At 23.6% G+C, this 19,802-nt stretch carries 16 protein-coding genes and 1 pseudogene; 6 read left to right on the forward strand and 11 right to left on the reverse strand.

The features are described from left to right. The first annotated feature begins 340 nt into the window (after nt 1-340). Entirely contained in the window at nt 341-976 is a 636-nt protein-coding gene (locus tag QIA31_RS04820; RefSeq protein ID WP_418905279.1) for a hypothetical protein, read from the forward strand. A gap of 23 nt (nt 977-999) precedes the next feature. Here the strand turns inward: QIA31_RS04820 and bdr are convergent. From bdr to QIA31_RS04845, 5 genes and pseudogenes are all read right to left on the reverse strand, one after another. Continuing rightward, nucleotides 1,000-1,344: pseudogene (gene bdr / locus QIA31_RS04825) on the reverse strand (Bdr family repetitive protein). A 238-nt stretch (nt 1,345-1,582) separates the two neighbouring features. Continuing rightward, complete coding sequence (locus tag QIA31_RS04830) at nt 1,583-1,717, reverse strand: hypothetical protein (protein ID WP_418905280.1); 135 nt, start codon at nt 1,715-1,717, stop codon at nt 1,583-1,585. 22 nt (nt 1,718-1,739) lie between these two features. Beyond that, nucleotides 1,740-1,865, reverse strand: a complete 126-nt coding sequence (locus QIA31_RS04835) for a hypothetical protein (protein WP_418905281.1) — start codon at nt 1,863-1,865, stop codon at nt 1,740-1,742. Between the two features lie 273 nt (nt 1,866-2,138). Then, complete coding sequence (locus QIA31_RS04840; RefSeq protein WP_418905282.1) at nt 2,139-3,110, reverse strand: hypothetical protein; 972 nt, start codon at nt 3,108-3,110, stop codon at nt 2,139-2,141. 769 nt (nt 3,111-3,879) lie between these two features. Next, on the reverse strand, nt 3,880-4,962 hold the full coding sequence (locus QIA31_RS04845; RefSeq protein ID WP_418905283.1) for a hypothetical protein: 1,083 nt from the start codon (nt 4,960-4,962) through the stop codon (nt 3,880-3,882). A gap of 441 nt (nt 4,963-5,403) precedes the next feature. On the opposite strand from QIA31_RS04845, the gene QIA31_RS04850 reads away from it, so the two are divergent. Then, nucleotides 5,404-5,733: a hypothetical protein gene (locus QIA31_RS04850; protein WP_418905284.1), complete on the forward strand. Its 330-nt coding sequence runs from the start codon at nt 5,404-5,406 to the stop codon at nt 5,731-5,733. 455 nt (nt 5,734-6,188) lie between these two features. On the opposite strand, the gene QIA31_RS04855 is transcribed toward QIA31_RS04850, so the two are convergent. After that, nucleotides 6,189-6,584, reverse strand: a complete 396-nt coding sequence (locus QIA31_RS04855; protein WP_418905302.1) for a hypothetical protein — start codon at nt 6,582-6,584, stop codon at nt 6,189-6,191. 1,702 nt (nt 6,585-8,286) lie between these two features. Between QIA31_RS04855 and QIA31_RS04860 the strand changes: the two genes are divergently transcribed. From QIA31_RS04860 to QIA31_RS04870, 3 genes are all read left to right on the forward strand, one after another. Beyond that, nucleotides 8,287-9,087, forward strand: coding sequence for a 5'-methylthioadenosine/adenosylhomocysteine nucleosidase (locus QIA31_RS04860; RefSeq protein WP_418905285.1), 801 nt, complete (start codon nt 8,287-8,289; stop codon nt 9,085-9,087). Between the two features lie 1,388 nt (nt 9,088-10,475). Continuing rightward, nucleotides 10,476-11,231 (forward strand): ParA family protein, encoded by a 756-nt coding sequence (locus tag QIA31_RS04865; protein ID WP_151074378.1) that lies wholly within the window; start codon nt 10,476-10,478, stop codon nt 11,229-11,231. Nucleotides 11,232-11,290: 59 nt separating this feature from the next. Then, entirely contained in the window at nt 11,291-11,911 is a 621-nt protein-coding gene (locus tag QIA31_RS04870; RefSeq protein ID WP_418905286.1) for a chromosome replication/partitioning protein, read from the forward strand. 761 nt (nt 11,912-12,672) lie between these two features. On the opposite strand, the gene bptA is transcribed toward QIA31_RS04870, so the two are convergent. From bptA to QIA31_RS04895, 5 genes are all read right to left on the reverse strand, one after another. Next, nucleotides 12,673-13,296, reverse strand: coding sequence for a virulence-associated protein BptA (bptA, locus tag QIA31_RS04875; RefSeq protein WP_418905287.1), 624 nt, complete (start codon nt 13,294-13,296; stop codon nt 12,673-12,675). Nucleotides 13,297-13,313: 17 nt separating this feature from the next. Beyond that, nucleotides 13,314-13,808, reverse strand: a complete 495-nt coding sequence (locus QIA31_RS04880; protein ID WP_418905288.1) for a hypothetical protein — start codon at nt 13,806-13,808, stop codon at nt 13,314-13,316. Nucleotides 13,809-15,318: 1,510 nt separating this feature from the next. Beyond that, the gene (locus QIA31_RS04885) at nt 15,319-15,882 is read right to left on the reverse strand and encodes a DUF226 domain-containing protein (protein WP_418905289.1); all 564 of its coding nucleotides are present in this window, start codon (nt 15,880-15,882) and stop codon (nt 15,319-15,321) included. A gap of 9 nt (nt 15,883-15,891) precedes the next feature. Next, a complete protein-coding gene (locus QIA31_RS04890; protein WP_418905290.1) occupies nt 15,892-16,968 on the reverse strand; it encodes a plasmid maintenance protein in 1,077 nt (358 codons plus the stop codon). Between the two features lie 1,079 nt (nt 16,969-18,047). Next, nucleotides 18,048-18,623 (reverse strand): isochorismatase family protein, encoded by a 576-nt coding sequence (locus QIA31_RS04895; RefSeq protein WP_418905303.1) that lies wholly within the window; start codon nt 18,621-18,623, stop codon nt 18,048-18,050. 633 nt (nt 18,624-19,256) lie between these two features. Between QIA31_RS04895 and QIA31_RS04900 the strand changes: the two genes are divergently transcribed. Then, nucleotides 19,257-19,787 (forward strand): hypothetical protein, encoded by a 531-nt coding sequence (locus tag QIA31_RS04900; protein ID WP_418905291.1) that lies wholly within the window; start codon nt 19,257-19,259, stop codon nt 19,785-19,787. Nucleotides 19,788-19,802 lie beyond the last annotated feature (15 nt).

The raw sequence follows: 19,802 nt of genomic DNA on the forward strand, positions 1-19,802 counted from the left end.
ATATTAATTATTAATTAGTATAGATGATTGTCTATATATAGATTAACCTCGTTATCTAAACATTTAACTTATATAGCTTACTAATTAACCCAAATTACTAAAACTTTTTTAAAAATTAGATATTAACCTAATTAACTACAATTTTTAACCATAAAAAATAAAATTTTAAGTTTGATTTTCTTGAGGGAAGATACATCATATATATATATGATATTCTACAAATTTTTTCCCAAATTCAAGTTTTCTAGGCATAGGGAAAAGCCCCTTTACGAAATAAATCCCGATGAATTCATTCTAATTAGTAAAAATCTACTGGATACTGCTAGCACCAATCACCAAATTGCTTAGAATTATTATGGCTTCTGGAATGCCATTATCTCATTTGAAAAGTAAAAATATCAAAACTCCCTACAACTCTAAATCCAATATACTTTCTTACATATTGGATAGCGGGTTACTAATCAAAACATATTCTTTAGTTGGCTCTAATGAAATTTCTAAATGTATCCACAATCTAGACAAAAAGAAATTACTATCTATTCGTACACACAAAATTAACTATATAACAAAAAAAATATTTGATTTTGAAATTACTACTAAACAACTAAAAATTGCTTATTCTTTGATTGTAAAATCTAAAGAAACACTAAAAGTTAACAAATATACCAAGAATCCAGAAAATATCTCATTAACTAAAAAGCCGTGTATTCTAAATTTAAATGAAAAACTCGACTACATTAAGTCATTCACAATCTTAAAGCCCCATAAAGGCAATCTAAATTATTACATGAATAGTATGCGCAAAAATACGTATACTATTGCAAAGTTAATTTCGAATTTTTTTCTGAAAATGAGTCTTGCATTAATGTATAATTTTAGATTATACATTAATGCAAATTTTAGAAAATTAGGCATTTACAAAAATACTAGTAAATTACAAGACAGAATTATATCTAAAATTTTTTTTCTTAATTAATTATAGTAAAAAATTACTAGTAATTACTGTTTGGAAAAACCAGTAATTAGCGACAAAACAAAAGGCCCTATAATAGCTATAGCAATAGGTACTAATATTATGGACACAATAGTTATTAATCTATTGCTTGAGTCAAGATTTTTAGACAACAATTGATTATTAATTTTTAGTTTTTCGTCAAGATTTTGTTTCAAATTTTTTTATACAGTATCAATTTTGGTATTAAGTTCACTTTTCAAAGTATCTATCTTGAAATCAAGATATTCAAACTTTATACCAAATTGTTTTTCTAAATTTTCCAAATCTCTATATGTAAGCTCATTGTGATAATATCTTTTTGACAAATCTTGCACTATTGGTTGCTCCATCCCTAGTCGCAAGAATTCTTTATATATTTGCTCTTCAGTAATATTTGTTGTCCGTCAATACCGATTTCATAATTTACTCGTCCTCTAAGTACATTTTAACACAAATCAAGGCCAAATTTTTATAAAAATTTTGAGTTTTTTTATTTTGCATAGCTCTACTCTTAAAAAAAGAAGCATGAATTTATGAATAACCGTTTAATAAAAATAAATTTTTATTTATAAATAAAAAACTTGACAATTACATGCCCAAAACGTATTTTTTCAAAAATTCTCCGACAATCTGGCAAAAAAGTCCAATCCCTACAAATACAACTATAAATAATCTATTTCTTATCTTAGTTTTTTCTTCAAAACTAATTAGTGAACTATCCATTTTGGATAAATATTTATCTACATTATCTATTTTGGCATCTAAATTTATTTATTTTCATATTAAGTTCATCTCTTGTAATAGATAAATCAGCATTTAAAATAGATATTTCAGATACTAAGTTATCTATTCTATAATCTAAGCTATTCATTTTAGTATCTAAGCAAAAAAATAATTATTTTAGATATAAGGATAGATTTAATTTCTCCTTTTTTATGCATTATGTCATATACATCGTGTTTTAAAAAAGCATAAATTATGTAAGTGAGTAATTTAACCTTTGAAAAGCCGAATAAATTTCGTTTTAGGTTTAGTATTTAGATTTTAAAGTATTTATACTTTCATAGTATATACAAATTTACATCCACCTAAATCCCATAGGGAGATAGGTAGAGTATTCTTTATTTTTTTTTGAAAAAATTATTTATTTCCTGATTATATTCATATAAACCAATGGTGCTTCGGGGGTTATACTTGGTTTACCATGTCTTACATCTTTAGATGGATACATTGCAATGTATTGTAAGTAATTTATTGTTCCCCATTGTCTTATCATGTGTAAATAATCAGAAATTGTCAGAGATGATGAAAAATGATCAGTTCTAACTAGATTTAAAACAGCACCTTGAATTCTATAGTCCAATAAAGGAGCAAGACTTAAAAAAAGTACCGCAGACACAGCTTCTGAGAAATAGGAAGTTAGCTGTGAAGCGTCTTCGGGTTCGTGTTGCAATGCATCAAGAATTATATTTACAAGCTTAGTGATTTTGCCTCTATCATGCAATGTAGTTCTAAATTCTTTACTGTTGCTGTCTAAATCCCCACTTAGATCTTTTAGTTTTATACTACTAGTCTCTGCTCTATAAATATTTTTTATTGTAGAACCAAAAAATCTATAATATCGTTTATTAAGATTTCTACGATCATGATGTTTGGCTCTGTGAACCAAGAATCCTTGAGGAACAAGATCGTCCGCTCTTACGACTATTTCCAGTCGTCCCAAGTGTGGACCACCAACGTGAGGAGTTGCTACTCCTATTGTAAAAAATGTGCTTTCAGTAGGCGAGTCTGCATAATAAATATGAGCAGGTGGCATTGGGGGCATACCATTTTTTTCTCTTAGGCTTTCTATTTTTTCGTAATTTAATAAATTAGTACTTTTTAACAAACCAGATCTGTAAAGAGCTTCCTGAGAGGCTTTAATACTGTTTAAGAATAATGACCCAGAATGGAAGTCAACAGCAATTCTAACAGCTGGATGTAGATGTGGACCATTATCTTCTTCTGAATAGCTTAAAACCTTATCTTTTTTACTGTGGCCGTCTTGACTACAAGCCGAAATAAAAATTAAAAGTATTAAAAATGCCACTTTGAGATAAATATTTTTTATTTTCATTTTATTCTCCTTATATGATAACTAATGTCATGATATAAATTAATTATATTATTTTATTTTATAAAATAATATAATTAATTTATATAAAAAAAAATATTTAATTAATGTCTTTTTAGCTATTTTTTATATTATTTGCATAATAACGGTTAAACTTTAACTAAAAAATTCAAACTATTTTATATAGCTAATTATAATTGGCAATTAGATAATATTTTACTCGTTAATAATAAAATTGGTTTAATATCAATAGCACTTAAATTGACATAAGTATGTCTTCTATATTTTACAGATCTTTCAGAATTGTCGGATATCTTTTCTGAATTTTTAGTTTGCTAAAATCCATTTCTTTGAAAGCCAATATTTCATATTTGCTTCTCAAGTTCTTCTTACATTCTTTTTGTATACTTTTCTTTATATGCATTAACTGTTTCTATTAAATTTCTTAAATCATTAAATAGTGTGTTTTTTATTTTTTTATTTAAATCTTCTTCTTACTTAGAACCTGCTTATATATTTGGCTTTAATTTTTCTGAACGAATATTTAATAATAGTGTTATTAAAATAAGAATATTTAAAGAATTGAGTATTTTAGCTAAAAATGCCAAGTAATTTCTTTGTCTAATACTTTAAATTCTTTGTCATACATACTCCATACTCTTCCATTTTATTGAAAGTATCCCATAATGTTTTTGACATTGATTTATAAATACATATATTAGCAATGAATCAATATATGTATTACACACTTAAAATATTTAAATATTAATTATTAAATACCCATTTGTGAGAATTTTTTTTGAATTTCTTCTAATAACCTTTGAGCTTCTTTTTTAACTGAGTAATTGTATTGAAAATAGTGAGCTGCATTTTCTAAGTTATTCATAGAATATTCTGCATTGTACTTTGCATCCTTAGCAAAATTATCAGCCTGATTTATATCTCTCCAATTAACAGATCCACTAATTTGACCTTGCTTTCGACACCCATTATCATATCTTTTTTCAATTGCTTGAATTAATTTTTCTATAGATTCTCTTAAAAGAGAGTTAGCATTACCCCAATGACTATCTGCAATTTGAAAATTGTTTTGGATTTCATCCAACTTTAAATAAAAATCCTTAATTTTTTTCTCTATATATGAAAAATATATAGACATAACTTTATATTTTTCTATATTTTTTTTAAATTTAATATCTTTTCTAAGTAAATCCCTTTGGGTATGAAGCTTATTTTGCATGTCCCAAAATAAACTAAAAAGGCTCCCATATTCTTTTTGAAACTTAACAATTCCTTCTCCTATATTAGAATTACTAATTCTATCTTGCATATCTTTAATTTTCTTAAAGGCTTCCTTCTCATACGTTGTTTTCAGAAAACTTTCCAAATCTTTTAATTTACTAGGTAAAGTTTTTTTACTAAATCCTTCTTGAACTCTAATAGGCAAAATCCCCACACCAATAGCAGAGCTACTTGAAGAATCTTCTAAATTTTTATCTGGCTTTGGGGTTATTGCACTAACATTAATATTATCCATTGATTCTACTTCTACTCTTACTTCAGGAGCTATAGCTTCCCCATTTGAGATTATAGATTTGTCAACTTGATATGGATGATTGATTAAATTCACATTTAATAAACTTCCCAAATTAACAGCACCTACATCAATATTAGATATGCTATTTCTAGACATATAGTTTTTATCCAAGTCTCTCCCTTCTTGATTTCTAGTCTCCTCTTCACTTTTCTTTAATAACTCAGAAATTTCTGTGCTTTTATTTTTAACAGTTCTCCAATCACAACTAATCATTAAAATTAAAAAAACACTCGAAACATAGAAAATTTTATTGATCATGCATCCCTCTCCTCTAGTCTTAGATATATAGTATTATAATGCAAGTATATTAAAATTTCTTTTACTTTCAATATGTCTCACTTTAATTCTTTGATTTTAAATTAATTTTAAGCTTTGATGCTTGAACATAAGGAAATATTAAAATATTACGAATATTTGCCCATCTTTAAATTCATTTGCAAGTTTATGTTCTTTAGTCATTGATAAAAAAAAGGTTTCAAAAATTAATTAATAATCCCAAATAAAAGAAGATATAACTTCTGAAATAAAAGTAGAAGCAGCAGAGCCAGTGATAAATAATATTACTGCAATAATTTTCAAAGCCAGATAAAAGGATTTACTTAAAAAAGATATTTAATTTAAAAAAATACAGAAAAATATAAAGTTATATCTGGATATTTTTCATATATAGAGAAAAAAATTAAGGATTTTTATTTAAAGTTGGATGAAATCCAAAACAATTTTCAAATTGCAGATAGTCATTGGAGGAATGCTAACTCTCTTTTAAGAGAATCTATAGAAAAATTAATTCAAGCGATTGAAAAAAGATATGATAATGAGTGTCGAAAGCAAGGTCAAATTAGTGGACCTGTTAATTGGCGAGATATAAATCAGGCTGATAATTTTGCTAAGGATGCAAAGCACAATGCAGAATATTCTATGAATAACTTAGAAAATTCAACTCACTATTTTCAATACAATTACTCAGTTAAAAAAGAAGCTCAAAGGTTATTAGAAGAAATTCAAAAAATCTCACAAATGTGTATTTAATAAGTAATATTTTACATATTAAGTAAAATACATATATACTTAATTTACATGGTAATTATAAAAAAAAGAAAAAACCAATGTTACAGAACACCTTAAAAAATTTAAGACAAACATCTATTCTTATAAAGAAAGCTTCCAAAAGAATAAAACTAATGCCATAATATCTTATTTTATATTATTAGGCTTAATAAGCAGTGGAGATTAATTGCAATTCCAAATCAGATACTATTAAAAGTTTATAGTGAAAAAATAATAAAAAATTATTAAATCCATATAAAAAAGTAAGTGGAATCGTTTTTTAGAAATTTTAAAAAACTTAACCTTTTATTAAGTTTTGGCTTATAAACTTTACTAACAGCAATAGAAAAAAGAAAAGGTGAAAAAATAAAAAGAGATACCTGCCTTTTTATATATAATTTAAGTTAATAAACTTATGCCTAAGTTACATATAAAGTTTACTTAACAGCTTTATAAGCCCTCTCAAGTTTTATAGCAGCAATCAAAAAATCTGCTTCTTTTTTATAAGAATTATTAGACCTGTTGCTTGAATTTATTTTTATCTCATTAACAATATCTCCAATGGCACTCACAATATAACCAAGATCTATAATTTCATCCTCCTCTACAAACTCTTTAGCTGTCTTAACAAATTCTTTATAAGCTTCAATAAACTTATTGTCAATAAACTTAGAGAATATAACATTAAAACTCTCAATATAAGCCAATGCAGCACATTTACTAAGTTTTTTATAAGAATCAGCAACATATCCGGTATTATCCACGTTATTTACAGATTGATTTAATTTTGTAATAAAATCACTAATTAATGCATCTAACTGTATAGGTTGTATCTTTCTATAATCTTTTCAAGCTCCCCAACTTATTAACAATTTTATTATCTTTTTAAGCATAAAGATAGCTTGGACAAGCCTTATAATGTAATTATATGTACATAAAATGGAAAATCTCAACTTACTTAAAAAATATTAATTAATATATTTTGATTAATGATAAAAAGATAATATTAAGCAATTTAAATATTAAATAAGCAAGCTAAGAATATTAAAAATGACGTGATCCTTATATAAAGATAGTGAACAAAACATTTGATAGATTGAAATAGAAATAAAAGCTAATCTTAATAAAATAAAAATTAAATTACGTTAATAAATTGAACCTCTACTCCTGCATAACATAGCCATATTAATACAACTGCCATAATTCTAAATTATATACTTCATCTATGAAATATTAATTAAAATATTTTCATTTTTCAAAATCTTTATTATAAAGAAATCATCAATACTTATTCAAGCTTTTATTATTTTCCCATGATAATCTTCCCACCTCTTAACATTTTGCTATACAAAATATTACATATCCTAATGCTTTTAAAAAATATTTCTTTTAATTAAGATATTCCTCTATTGATAGCATCAAAGAATATATTTGGAGTAAAAATAAATTCGCTTATTGAAAAATTCACCTCTACTTAAATTTAATAAAAATTATAAACAGAGAATTCTTTATTATCCTTAGTCTAAAACAATGTCAAGCTAAAAACCCTCCGATTAAAGTATGGATAACACTTAAATTTCTTATTTAGTTTTTTAATAAAATTTCTATTAACAATAAACTTCTCATAAATTCTCTAATTTTGCTCAAATTTTAATTCAAAAAGCTTTCCAATTTTAATTACAATCTCTTCCAGAACAGAAAATAAAAATTTCAATACTAATAAATTATATTCTTTATCTTAAAAAAATGAAAAGAAACAATTAATATCTTCACAGATAAAAAGGAAAATAATTCTCGTTATTCTTGGAATCTAAATTTTTATTAAACTAAATAGAACTTAAATTTTTGCTTTTAACCAAAGCTAAAAATGCTATAAAATATTAATAACTAACCTTAACATACTAAAATTAACTCATAAACCTTAAATGAGGTGGGTATATTAAACCCACCTCATTTAACTAACTTCTACGATATCTATAGATAAAGATATATCAATATCTTTATCTATAGATATCCAAACTTTTTAAATATCTTTTATCAAGATAAACAAGCTTTCAATAAGAAATTTTTCAATTTGAATAATAACAATAAGCTTATTTACACACTGAGAGATAATAAAATTTTTAAAAACATTAGAAATGTTAGTTCAATGTAAATTTAAAAAACAAAACCGACAACTAATCTTATTTTTTATAAAAAGCAAATCATCTATAACTTTATTTACTAATTTTGCTATATCAGCACTAGACAGTTGGCTTAGAATTAATTTTTATTTCTTTTTAAGCATCGCAACTTAATTGGATTGTTAATTTTTGAATCTTTCAAAAGTATTATCTATGATATTATTAGTATTCTAGACTTCGAATAAGTTTGTTTTTGATAAATTAGTTTGGTGTTATTTGATAATGATATATAACACATATATTATAAATAATAAAATATTGACATACTATTTAAACTGGTAATAAAAATATGAAAATATTAATTTACAATATCCAATATCAATTAATAAAAAACATATAGGGAGCTTTCTTTATGAGGATTAAAAATATAACAAACATATTAGCAATTTTTTCATTTATTGTTTTAAATAGTTGGGGAGATGAAATAAATGAAAATTCTAAAAGCAATATTTTAATATTATCAGCCACAAAAACAGAAATAGCTGAAATAAATAAAATCATTCAAAATGAAAAATCTATTTCAATAGAAGAACATAAAAGAAAAAAAAAGATTACCTTTGGTAAAGTATTCAATCATAATATAATTACCATAGCTACTGGAGTTGGAAAAATAAACACAGCCCTTTGGACAAGTTACATTATATCAAAATATAAAATTAGCCATATAATTAATGCTGGGGTTGTTAGTGGAATTTATAGCAACAAAAATAAATTCATAAAAATAGGAGACGTTGTAATATCTACAGAAGCAATAAGCTATGATTTTAATTTACATAGATTTGGTTATGAAATTGGACATGTTCCAGAACACCCCAAAAAATTTAAAGCAAACACCACACTTATACAAAAAGCTTCTAAAATAAAAATAAGCAACGTGGTGTCTTATCTGGGGTTAATAATTACCGGTGACCAATTCATTGACCACCAAAATTTTCAAGAAATTCCAGAAGAATTTGAAAGCGCAATTGCAATAGATATGGAAAGCGCCGCAATGGCTCAAGTAGCATATAATTTTAAAATTCCTTTTATAATCATCCGGGGAATATCTGATATAGTTAATAATGAAAATAACTATGATGATTATAAAAAATTTTTAAAAAAAGCTTCTTCCAACTCAGCAAAAATAGTGGGAAAATTAATTAAATTAATATAATTATAAAAAGATCCTACCCGATATTATATAATTTGTGTTTTTTTATATTATAGCTTTATTTACGAATTTATTGGTAAATATCTTTTCCCAAAGATATTTACTTTATTTTTTTTATACTAAGATTTCAGTTTAAACTTTTTTCCACATTAAATACCTAGTATAATTAATTTTTTAACCCCCTATCACTTGCTAAAAATCCTTGATATTTATTATCAATATCAATTGCCCTCTTTTTTATTATCTTTACCTTTATTGTTATTTTTAATATCTAGACACTTAAATGCTATTAAAATATAATATTTATCATTAATATTTTTTTCTAATACTACATTTTAAATAAGTTTATTATTTTTAATGTTCCTACGTAGACATAATTTTGCAAAACCTGTTTTAGATGACTTTATATATAAAATAGATAATGTTTTTTAAAACTTTTTTAGTATATATTGTGAGTATAAAGAGAGTTGAAGACAATAAAATAGGAATTAAATGGCCTAATAAATTAATAAAAATTTTAAAATGGATTTAGCAAGTTTAAAAAATAAAAGAATAAATCATTTTTTTCTTTTTTACAATCTCCTTTCATTCTAGATCTTAAACTTATCCTTATGACCGTATATTGTTTTATATTAATTTTCTCAATTTTTGAATAAAATTTCAAACCAGAATTCCCAAAGCTTACAACTAGCTAGACTTTCTTCTTTTATTGACTCTTTTGTATCTAAAATTTGTTTAACTTATTTTTTTACACCTTATTTTACTTGTCTTTATCAACCTTATTTTGAACTTTATAAATTTTTTATCTTTATAGTCTATTTGATTCTTGTAATAAATCGCCGGTAAAAAATAACACAAATAATAAACATTTTGTATTAATGTCTATTACTTCTTAGATTAGAAAAATATAAAATCTCTATATTGCAAATAATAAGCTCATTATAATGAATTATAAAACATATAAAGATTTAAATTTCAAAATACCTACCACTTATACTGCCATAAAAGGATCCTATCTTTATTAGGCGACCCCACCTCAAAATTATCACTTATACTTGCTAAGCCATTATAAAACACATATTTTACATACAACTAGAAGCTTTCTAAGCTTACTAAATTATATTTAGTAAAACACTAAATATAATTTAGATCTATTTTATTGCTTTCTTTTAATCTAAAAAATAGCACATAAGAATTAATTCTACAGATATTAATAATTATGTTAATATAAAGGCCGTATGGATTTAACACTCAAATTATCCAAAGATTATCAAAAAGCATTAAATGAGAGCAAAATTTTTAAAAAACAATAAAAACCATAACCATTAACAAAAACATAAAATATTGGTATAATTTAATTGTTAAAAATTAACTAACAAAAAGGGTATACAATGCAACACAATAGACCGACTATTATGACAATGGCAAGCTTAAAAGGTGGAGTTGGTAAAAGTACATTAGCAATACTATTTGCCTACATACTTAAAAATTTGGATAAAAAAGTATTATTAATTGATATAGATCCACAAAATTCTTTAACCTCCTATTTTGAAAAACATCTTAATGACATCAAAAAATACAATATATATAGAATACTAAAGGAAGAAACATATTTCGAACAGTGTATTAATAAAATTAATGATCATATTTCTTTTATACCATCTCATCCTGTTTTGGACGATTTTAATTGGGAATATATTGAAAATAAAGAAGATTGCTTAAAAAATCATCTAAGTCAAAATATACTAAATTATAACTTTGATTACATTTTGATTGACACGCCGCCTAGTAAAGATTTTCTTTTTAGAAACGCTTTGAGTGCCACAGATTATGTAATAATTCCAGTTCAAGTTGAAAAATGGGCAATAGAAAGCTTAAATATTTTAATGGAAATTATTAGTAAATTTCAAAATATTAAAAATAAAAATTATTATATCTCTATAGTAGAAAATCTGTTCATAAAAAATAGAAACACATTAAAAGAAATAGAAAGTGCATTATATAAAAAATATGAAAACTATATTAGAGGTAAAATCCATAATTATAATGGTATAAAAATCTTTATACATGAGGTTTTAGAACCTTCTAAAAATGAAATATACTATAAAGAGGCCGAAAATGCTTTAAAAAATATTCTTATTCTGTAGCATCAAATTGTGCACTTAGTGCACTAATAAATCAACAAAAATTCAAAAAAAGGAACTATATGAGCATAAAAGGAAAAAAAGAACATAAAAAAGAAGTGATAATAAGCGACAGAGGAGTTTCATTTTCTCTAGAAAGAAATGATATAGATAAAGACTTGGCAAACTACAATGATTTAAAAAATCAATTAAAATTTAATTTAAAAAATGAGGTTAATAACATAATTAAAAGAATGGAAATTTTATATGAAATTAAAACAAGAGAACTTTATAGATACGATGGATTTACTAGTTTTGATCAGTTTACACGGCATTTTGTAATTGCCAAAACCCAAGCTTATAGATATTTAAAAGTTTATCAAAAAGTTCTTGATGGCGTTGTTACTATTGACAGGATTAAAGAAATTGGATTTACTAATGTATTTAAACAGATTAAAAAACACACCAAAGCACATGATTTAAATGACACAAATAATAAATTGGGAAATTCTAATAATAATTTTGAAATTCCTATTAGAATACTAATTAATGATATAGATTTGTATAAATTTTGCAAAGAAAGTAATAAAAGAATAAGCTTTATATTAGAAAGTCTTTATAAGGAAAATAGAATATATTTTTTAGAGCTTGCGTCAAAGTATGAATCTTATAGAAAAGAACAAAAATATAAAAAAAGAAAATAGCATTACAAAATTATTAAATATTGAATGCCATTTTATTAAAAAAAAATAATTATTTACATATAATTTTGTAGAAATTTAGATGAAGATGAATTGGGAATAAATAAATTTATTTTAATTTTGAATATACTTATATATATTTAATATAATGATGTGAATTATTGTAGATAATAAAAAAAGAAAACGAGACATAAATAAAAATGTAAAATTATAGTATTTTAATTTCCTTTTGCCATTCAAATAGGTTTATAAAGTTAATTTTAAAATTTAAATTTATGCATCTTTTTTTAGCTACACAACAAATAAGTAAACTATTATTACTAAATCAAAGATTATTGGAATAGATTCTTGTATATTACTAATATCTATTTTCTTTAATATAAAGTAAGATTATCATTCGATTTATATGATAATTGTCTAGTAAGCCCATATCCCTAAATATTGAACACGTCTCCCAAATATCTCCCTTTACATAATTTAACTATTAAATTTTCTATTACTATATTTTTATAATTAAAAACAAAACAAAGAAATGATTTATGTAAGAATTACTAATTAATAGCTTAGTAATTCTCAATTACTATTACAACTTTTATATTTCAAATTTTAATTACCTTTATTGAGTAATAATGAAGCAAATAATTTAAAAAAGCATTTGTTAGTTTATCAATAAAAGTCTCATTGCATTGCCATATAAAGCAAAATTCAATAAACAGCGTTTTAGTCCTAATTAAAAATCTACTATTTAAAAAGTATAACTTAAATCAAAGATTATATTTTAGTAAAAAATTTTCTATATCTATTTTATATTCTCTACCTTCATTAGAAATTAAAGTAATCTTCAATCGTTTTATTTTTTTTATTTTCTTAAAGAATCCTTTAGAAAGGGTAACACGTAAATTATTTTTTACTACAAAAGGAAATTTTAAATGAAAAAATTTTTTATCTATATTCGGATCCCCAATATTAAAATCCTTTATTAGCTGCCATTTTTCACTTGGCAAATCATTTTCATGCCTTGAAACTCGAGCATCTTCAAATCCTTCAAAAATTACATTTTTAAAACCTAAAATTTTATTGTCGTACACTTTAAAATCAAATTTATACCCAGGATTCATAGCCCTATAGGCATCTATCAGATAACCTGTTATATTCTCATTTTTTTCATAATTCATATTATAGGGCGCCATAAACTCTGATTTTATAAAAACCAACTCTTTCAAATTGTCATCCTTTAAAGGATAGGTAAAAGTCTCTTCAATAAAATCACTATTGCCTGACTTTTCAACAATTTTATTGTAAATAACTTTGTTTTCCTTTTGCTTATAAAACAAGAAAGCCAAAAAAATACAAATTAATAATGACCCATAAAATAATATTTTCCCCATTAAAAGTCTATCCCTATTTATGATAAAATCATATCAAATGCACGATAAAAATGCACACTATTTTCCCTACTTACCTTAAAAGAATATTTTTTTTTCTCATTATTTATCTCATCAAAACATTCAACGTATATATCAATTCCATTTATTTCTGCCAACTTTCTTATTTTATTTACTTTTTCACTCTCAGAAAATAAAGTCATATAAAAATCAAAATGATTAACCCCGTCAATAAAATAAGTATTAATTAGGGACTCTGCTATAGAAATCCCATTAATATATATCTTTTTAAGCACAAGCTCTATGTTATTTATAATTTGAATATCGTAACTCAAATCTATGTATCCTCTACTAGAATAGCTTAAAATAAAGGATCCAAATTTGGTTTTTGATTTAAGCAATAAAATATAATCAAATCTATTACTGCAATTTGTAATAAAAATTTCTTCAGATGCTTCACTAGGAAAAATCAATACATTGGAAATTAATAATAATAATAATAATGTTAATTTCATATCTTTTATTATTATACTCTTCTTAAGAAGAAATAAACAGATAAAAATTTAAATATTTAAATATATTCTTTCAACAAAGAAATTTACAAAGCAAATACCAATACAATTACATTAAAAACTATAAATTACTAAAGCCCCCAACAACCAATTAAAATACTTAATTAAACAATGAATTTTGATATACTTATTTTAAGTAAAATACTTTTAGCAATAAAAAAATACAATAAAAGCTTTATCTGCCCATTAAGATTTCAGCTTGAAGCAAAAAGTATACATATATTGAAAATTAAAAGCAAAATTAGCTGGTTTTTATTATAAAAATTATTTAAAGATAAAAAAATACTTAACGATATTATAAAAAGTATAAGAAATGTCAAAAAATAATGAGTTATTGTAAGGCAAATTTTATAAAAATAATTTATAAATAGAAATAAATTAAGCATATTATTTAATAATAATATATTGATTTTAATATTATATATAACGTATAATATTGATAAGTGGTGCTATTAACTATAAGCATCCTTAACTTTGGTCGATGTCTAATTTATAGGGCTTAAGATAAGTATTCTTAATTTAAGAGTATTTATGGTTAGGCCCTATGTGATTTTATGTTGACAATAATAAAATTATACAGAAATCGCTATCAAAAAGACTCCTAAAATAGGTTTTTGATATATAAAAATATAAAAGCTTTAAAAAATATTTAAATAAATCAATACTAGAACTAGAGATTTAATTGATAATATCAATCTAGATGAATATTTGTTAAAAACATAGACATCTTACAATTACTTTTGTCTCAAATTATTGGTTTTAATAAATAATTTAAATGGATTTAAAAGAATAATTAATTTGCAATACAATTTTGATTATAAAAACCTTTACCTAACGATCTTAAACTATTTTAAAAATAAAATTATTACAATGAGATTAATCCCAATATTAACTCTTTTTGAATACGAATTTTTAGCGGGATACAATCTGTAATATTGATTTATTGTAGGCGATGTTAATTAAATCAAATTTTATATATTAGAGTTAAAAGACCTATCAAAAAAATAATTAAAATGCCATATAATCTAAAGATATCCGAATTGATTTTGCTATTTTTATACTATTTTTGTCAACTTCAAAGAAGTTTTCTCAAAATTTTTTATTTCTAATTCTTTCTTTATCCTTTTTTAAAAAAGGATAAAGCATTTAGTACACCTTTTTAATTGCATCTTTCTCTTAAATTGGCCCGTCTTCTATTACATTTTCCATTCTTAAATATATGGTTTATCTCAAAAGTGAAAAAGTTTGAATTTTTTAAAATTATATTACTTCATAAATGTTTTACTTTATAAATTTTGATCGTAGTTTTTATGGGGGATTTGACAAATAGCTATTAGTTAATTCTTATAAATTAACCTTAATTAAAAGAAATTTATATTTTTAGATAGAAGTTTTAAAAGATAATGGCATTTTTGCTTTTTACTAAAAGTATTCTTAATTTAGTCGGTAGAAATTATTTTAGTATTTTTTCTATCCATTTATTTACAATTCCTCCATTTGGTAGTTCTTTACAATAAAATTTATATACTTCTTTTTCCAACCTGTTTAACATATCAATAAACACTTGAAAATATTTTTTATTGATTTTTTCTTTTTTGATTAACCTAGCAAGACTTCTTAAGTAACAAAACACACTACCTTTTTTAAACTTGAATTCTATATAATAGACCTTAGAAAAGGTATATGACTTTACAATACCATTAATTTTATACTTTGTAATAATGTTTTTTATAGGTTTTCTGTAACCATAAAAAATTCCTATAAATTTATCATTTTCTTTTGTAGAGAATAAATTGAGTCCTTCCAGCTTTTCTTGGTTAAATAATTCTCTAAAAAGAATTAAAAATTTGTTTTTTTTGTATCTATTTATTTCAAATTTATATAAATCCATTAACATTTTAGTGTGATATATTGTTCTTTCGTTAAGAATTTCTTTTTTAACAAAAATTTCTGACTTTCTACTTTTTATCATTATTTCTTTTTTTTTATTTTTAAGTTTTTCTAATACATTTTTCATTTCAAACTCTTAATTTAAATAGTTATCTTTATAATTATTTTGTGATTCTATTAAATCGATAATTTCATTATAATATTGATTATTAAATATTTTTTTGTATTCTAATTTTTTTTGTTTGTTTAAATATTTTTTAATTTCAGAATTCAAATTAATTTTTTTTATTTTACAATTTAATTGATCTAAAAGTATGTTATATATATTGTTTTTTATATTATCATCATGTTCTTGAATATTAAATTTTTTAATATTATTCTTTATTTTTTTTATAATTTCATTAAAGTCTTGATATTTATTGTTTTCTAATATAAAATGGGGTTTATTTTTATATTTCTGATATATGTTTTGTATATATATCTTTAATGTTTCTTTATCGTAACCCTCATTTATTAAATTTTTTTGCTCTTTCTTTAGTATTAAAATTAAATTTTTTCTTTTATTTTGTAAATTTTCTTTAAAAGAAAATCCATTTTCCTTTCTAAAGTGGTATCTTTCTCTACTTAAAGCTTTGAAAAGATTTATAGTTGTTTCTTTTTTTAAATCAAGATTAATAATAAAAGAGGAAATTTTGATGCTAAAATTACATTTTTTTGCATACTTTTCTAGTTTTAATTTATCAATTTGTTTTTTCTTTTGATTTTCTTTATCTTCTTCTTTATTATATTTATTATTAAAACACTCCTCGTTTTTTACACTGCCCTTTTTATTATAATTTATTTTAATGTATGAATTAACGCGCTTCTGAAATCTTTCTGTTTTTCTATTTTTGAAGTGTTGGTTTAGCAAGTTGTAACAGTCTTTTTTGGAGCTTCTAAGGGAGTAGTAGATTTCAGTGCCCATATTAACACCCAGGTGCCTATAATAATTAATAGTAATGTTAAGCTTTTCTAATTTATAGACGTAATTTCTAAGCGTTTTAATTGAAACTTCTTTTTGTCCATTACGTTTTAAGTTGCTATTAAAACAATAAAGAATATCAGATTGGTTGTATTTTTTTTTGTTTTTATTAATATATTCGAGTGTCGCTATTAAAGCAATAAGCTTGTGTTGATATTGACTTTTTATTTGTAGTGATTTATTAACTTTCATTTGGGCCTCCATAACTTCGGCTGTTTTTATGCTTTATTACATAGTAAAGCAATTTTTCAGATAAGTAAAGGTTATCACTAAAAAATGAAAAGTAAATATTTTTTTTATATTGAAAAACGTTATGAGAAGATCTTTTTATTATAATTGAATTTTTGATATTTAAACATCTTAAGTAAAATTCATTGATTGTTAGGGAATTGTATTAGAATTGCCGTTTTTAGTATTTTGGGAAGATTTTTTTGTAATGCATGATGAATTTAAGTTATTTCTTATTTTTTATATTATGTTTAAATAATTAGCCATTTAAGGGGTATTGTAGTATATTTATCTTTAATAAGATTGGTAATTTCATTTTTGGACCTTAAAATAAGGTGGAGATCAATTTTTCAATATTTAATTAAGTATAAATATTATTTACAATAAAGGATGTGAATGTTAATAGGATTTTTAAATATTGAATAATATCCTAATGCTTATCAAAAATATTTTGGCAAAATGTTTAGTTATATAAAATTTTTATGTTTAATAAAATGTTGGCTAATAAAAAAATATTATTAAAACAGTAAGAAAAGTCTTATCATTCTTATAGGTAAATATAAAAACCAATTTCCAGTGTTAAAGTAATTTGGCAATCTAGTTATTTGTAATGTTTGGTTTGATTTAAGCTTTGTGCATAATGATTTTTAGAAAGCTAAATAAAGGCAATCGGATTGCGGAGTTTCACTAAGTATCAAAATAAGAAAAATAAACAGAGTCATAGGAATTAATAATTAAAAGGGTTTAAAAAAAATAGAAAATAATTATATTAAACTGTCTAGAATTAATTTTGATATGAGATGTACTATTTTTAATAAGTAGTGAGAGCGGGAAAATCAACCATTCGCAATTTTTACTAAAAAGTGGAAATATTTTTAAGAAATTTTTTGATTAAAAATATTTCTATAAAGTTTAGCAGCTTTTAGCTCATAACTTTATAAGTAGTACCTTTTAATTTCTTTATATCTCCTTTATATGAATTATCTTATGCTTTTATACTTCTTTACAGAAGTATATAGTGGGAATTTATTAGGCAAATTTTTTTAATAAAGCTTATTTTGGCTGTTGAAGATGTCTTTTGAAAAGCAAGTTGATATATTAAGCTTTTTAAGCTCTTGGATTATTAATTCAGGAGTGGGTGTTATGCTTTTTGTAGCGTCTATTATTAGAAATACTTGAAATCTTAAGTTAATTGCATCAAGTATTGTTTCTTTTACGCAAAAATCTAATGCTAATCCCGCTATAAATAATGTATTTATAGAATTGTTTTTTAGGTAAGGATAGAGCCCTGTTTGTTTTGTTTTGATGTAATTATCATAGAATCCACTATAACTATCGCAATAGCGATTTGTGCCTTTAAAAAAAACTTTTTTTATTCTTTTTGTATTTAGGCTGTTAGGAAATTCTGATCCCCAGGTATTTTTTACACAGTGCTCGGGCCAAATACCGGTGTTTTTATTGCTTGAAAAGCTTATATGATTTTTGCAATGCCAATCTTTTGTAGCGATAATGTTTTTGAAATAATTTTGAAGTTGGTTGACCAAGGGAATTATTTCATTGCTATTAGCTACTGGCAAAGCGCCCGATTCTAAAAAATCATTTTGTATATCTATTAAAATAAGTGCGCTATTTTCTGATCTTTTTAAGATAAAATCCTCCTTGAAAAGATATTGAATCTCAGAATATAGTTCTGCTATATTAGTTAATATCTCTTGATATAACCTTTCAATAATTGTGGGGTTTTAAAATCAGTAATTAATTTTACCCTAAAATTATCTAAATTAAAGCATAAAACCCATTTTTATTTCTTTTTTGATTAATTCTTGATATTAAGATTTGCATTACAATTAGTCAGGATAAAAAATAAATATTCCAGTAAGTATGTTTTATTTAATAAATACTTGCTGGAAATTACTATTTATAAATCTTTGATATAGTATTTAAAGGAATAGTTATGCGATATTAATTATTTAATTAAGTATTAAATTAGTTGCTTATGGATTGCTAGTTTTTAGCATAAGTTGTATTAATATTTATTCTGTAAGTATTCTTTGTCGGGAAAATTTTCGACTAAGATATTAAAATGTGGTGTGTATAAAATTGGATGTTAGTCTTTAGGGATAATCATATTTTTTAATAAATATTTAATATTTTTAAATATTTAAATGATTTATTATTAAAACAATAGCAATTTAAATTTTTCCTATTTATTCTTTGACTTGATTAGTGGTATAATAACAAAAGGCGTGAAAGTGTTAATATTGTTAATTTTTTTATTAATTCCCAACGGGTTTATTTTTTCCAGTGAAGTATTTGAAGAGGTTATTCTTAGTAATGAAAGCAATAGATTTGGACTAGGGGTATCTCTTAATTCAAAAACCAAATTTGGGGCCTTTATTTTAAGGCATTATTATTCAGGGCAAATAGAATTAGATGCTACTACAAATTTTGAAGTCCAAATTATAAATAACTCGGAGCTTGTGCTTAAAAAGGTGCATATTAATGGGGTTTCTGTGGTGGCATCTCCAATTTATACCCATTTTGTTAATGGGGTTAATAATTTCAAATTTTGGATGAGTATGTTTAATGAAGATGATGAAAGGGTAAATAAGCTAAAAAAGTTGGTAAATGTAAATGGAATTGATGTATACGTTGAATGTTTTGATGAGATAAATAATGAGAAAAAAAAATATTCTTTCAAGGTCAGCAGGGAAAATGTTATGCGTTATTGTAATGCATTTGATACTATTTTCATCAATTTTGTTGATAGGATAGAGTATTAATGAGTAAAAATATAT

Source organism: [Borrelia] turdi (assembly GCF_030439285.2).
GTDB lineage: Bacteria > Spirochaetota > Spirochaetia > Borreliales > Borreliaceae > Borreliella > Borreliella turdi.

Bases quoted from the DNA above. Each gene is read 5' to 3' on its own strand.
- QIA31_RS04885 (WP_418905289.1), bottom strand. From the start codon at position 15,882: ATGAAAAATGTATTAGAAAAACTTAAAAATAAAAAAAAAGAAATAATG.
- QIA31_RS04830 (WP_418905280.1), bottom strand. From the start codon at position 1,717: ATGGATAGTTCACTAATTAGTTTTGAAGAAAAAACTAAGATAAGAAAT.
- QIA31_RS04840 (WP_418905282.1), bottom strand. From the start codon at position 3,110: ATGAAAATAAAAAATATTTATCTCAAAGTGGCATTTTTAATACTTTTA.
- bptA (WP_418905287.1), bottom strand. From the start codon at position 13,296: ATGGGGAAAATATTATTTTATGGGTCATTATTAATTTGTATTTTTTTG.
- QIA31_RS04870 (WP_418905286.1), top strand. From the start codon at position 11,291: ATGAGCATAAAAGGAAAAAAAGAACATAAAAAAGAAGTGATAATAAGC.
- QIA31_RS04860 (WP_418905285.1), top strand. From the start codon at position 8,287: ATGAGGATTAAAAATATAACAAACATATTAGCAATTTTTTCATTTATT.
- QIA31_RS04880 (WP_418905288.1), bottom strand. From the start codon at position 13,808: ATGAAATTAACATTATTATTATTATTATTAATTTCCAATGTATTGATT.
- QIA31_RS04890 (WP_418905290.1), bottom strand. From the start codon at position 16,968: ATGAAAGTTAATAAATCACTACAAATAAAAAGTCAATATCAACACAAG.
- QIA31_RS04845 (WP_418905283.1), bottom strand. From the start codon at position 4,962: ATGATCAATAAAATTTTCTATGTTTCGAGTGTTTTTTTAATTTTAATG.
- QIA31_RS04865 (WP_151074378.1), top strand. From the start codon at position 10,476: ATGCAACACAATAGACCGACTATTATGACAATGGCAAGCTTAAAAGGT.
- QIA31_RS04835 (WP_418905281.1), bottom strand. From the start codon at position 1,865: ATGAATAGCTTAGATTATAGAATAGATAACTTAGTATCTGAAATATCT.